General features: G+C 51.1%; 1 protein-coding gene. It reads right to left on the reverse strand.

Going from position 1 to position 1808, the window contains the following annotated elements; genetic code table 11:
• On the reverse strand, positions 1 to 1399 hold a 1399-nt coding region (gene ltrA / locus EFBL_RS07955), incomplete at its 3' end, for a group II intron reverse transcriptase/maturase (RefSeq protein WP_096181616.1).
• Positions 1400 to 1808 lie beyond the last annotated feature (409 nt).

Genomic DNA, 1808 nt, shown 5'->3' on the forward strand with positions numbered 1-1808 from the left:
GTTCGTCAAACCTTGCGACTAAACTTACGAGTCCTTGGTTACGCCAATGCGCGTGGCCAAGGGCTTTGTTTACCTGTGGAGTGTTCGCGAGCCTCCAGTATCCCTTGCGGGAACCGCTGATCCTCGTAGCCCACTCGTTTGGTATTCCTAGCGCAATCAGTTTCTTTCTTTTGGTTTTGGGTTTCTTCCATTGTTTCAGCAGGCACATTCTGAGTCGTCTACGTAACCATTCATCGAGCTGCTCGAATGTACTTCTTGTGTCTGCAGAGCGGAAGTAGCCACTCCACCCGTTCAGATACTGATTTAATTTGCACAGTCTTTGTTCCATGGATTGACTTTTGCTCCGGCTTGTCAGTTCTCTCACTTTATCCTTGAACCGTTTGACTGTCTTTTCGGCAAGTCTAATTTTCGGTTCCTTGTGGTGTGAAAATGAGAACCCGAGGAACTTTCGCTTCCATGGGCGGTCTACCGCGCTTTTCTCCACGTTGACCTTCAGTTTTAGTCGTCCTTCTACAAATCGTTTGACGCTCTCTAACACCCGTTCCCCTGCCCTCTTACTTTTAACATAGATATTGCAGTCGTCCGCATAGCGGACGAATCGGTGCCCACGCTTGATTAGTTCCTTGTCGAGGTCATCCAGCATAATGTTGGCAAGCAGTGGGCTTAAAGGGCCCCCTTGCGGGGTTCCTTCCTCTGTTGCCACACAACAGCCGTTTATCATGACTCCTGCTTGCAAGTACCGCCGTATGAGTTTAAGGACTCGTTTATCCTCAATCTTTCGGGCAAGTTTTGCCATGAGGATGTCATGGTTTACTCGGTCAAAGAACTTTTCCAAGTCCATGTCTACTACATAGCGAAAACCTTGTCGTATGTAGGACTGGGCTTGACGGACCGCCATCTGCGCCTTGTATCCCGGACGGAAGCCAAAGCTAAACGGTGAGAATCCGGGGTCAAAAATGGGGGTTAGGATTTGTAGAAATGCCTGTTGGATGAAGCGGTCTAGCACCGTCGGTATTCCTAGCAAACGTACTCCGCCTCCGTCGGGTTTCTGGATTTCGAATCGACGTACCGGCTGAGGTTGGTAGGTTCCGTTAAGGAGTCGGTCTCGAATTTCCTGCCAGTGTTCGAGCAAGAATGGACGAAGGGATCTTGTCGCCATTCCGTCAACACCGGCGGCTCCTTTATTCCTTTCCACACGGTGCAAGGCCGAGAGAAGGTTCTCTCGCTGTACCACTTGTTCCATCAGGTGGTTATGTCTCACCTCGCGGGTTTGTTCTCTGGTTTGTGCCGGGGAAGAACTCGGCGCTCCTTCAGTCCCCCGCAGATTCACTGCTTCCTCCTGAAGGTAGCTCCCTGTCGGGATATTCTGCTGTCTATGCTCTTCTCTCGAACTTGCCATGAATAACCCTCACAATCATGTTCAGTCCTTCCCTGTTTGGACGTCTCCTCACAGGTACTATGACATCTGCTGACTCCTGCCAGTTCAGCCGTGCCTTTCAACACGGGTTACCGATTTAATCGGCGTTCCAGGCAGGTATCCCCGGGTAAGAGCGCTGTCTTTCCCTCCATCTACCTGCTTCATCTACTCTCGATAGCCTTCGGCAACAAGGACTTTGTCTTGTTATGCAGACTCATCCAACTATCGCTAGCCTCGTATGAAGTTCGTGTTCCTCAGGCCGGAGGTTTGCCGCAGACTTCCTTCAGATTCCACCTCGCGGTGGACACCCTTGTCGTAAGCTAATGGCTACTGTTGCCTTCACCACTCGGGACTTGCACCCTATAGACAACGCCCATGCCGGGCGCACATA

The sequence above is a fragment of the Effusibacillus lacus genome (genome assembly GCF_002335525.1).
GTDB lineage: Bacteria > Bacillota > Bacilli > Tumebacillales > Effusibacillaceae > Effusibacillus > Effusibacillus lacus.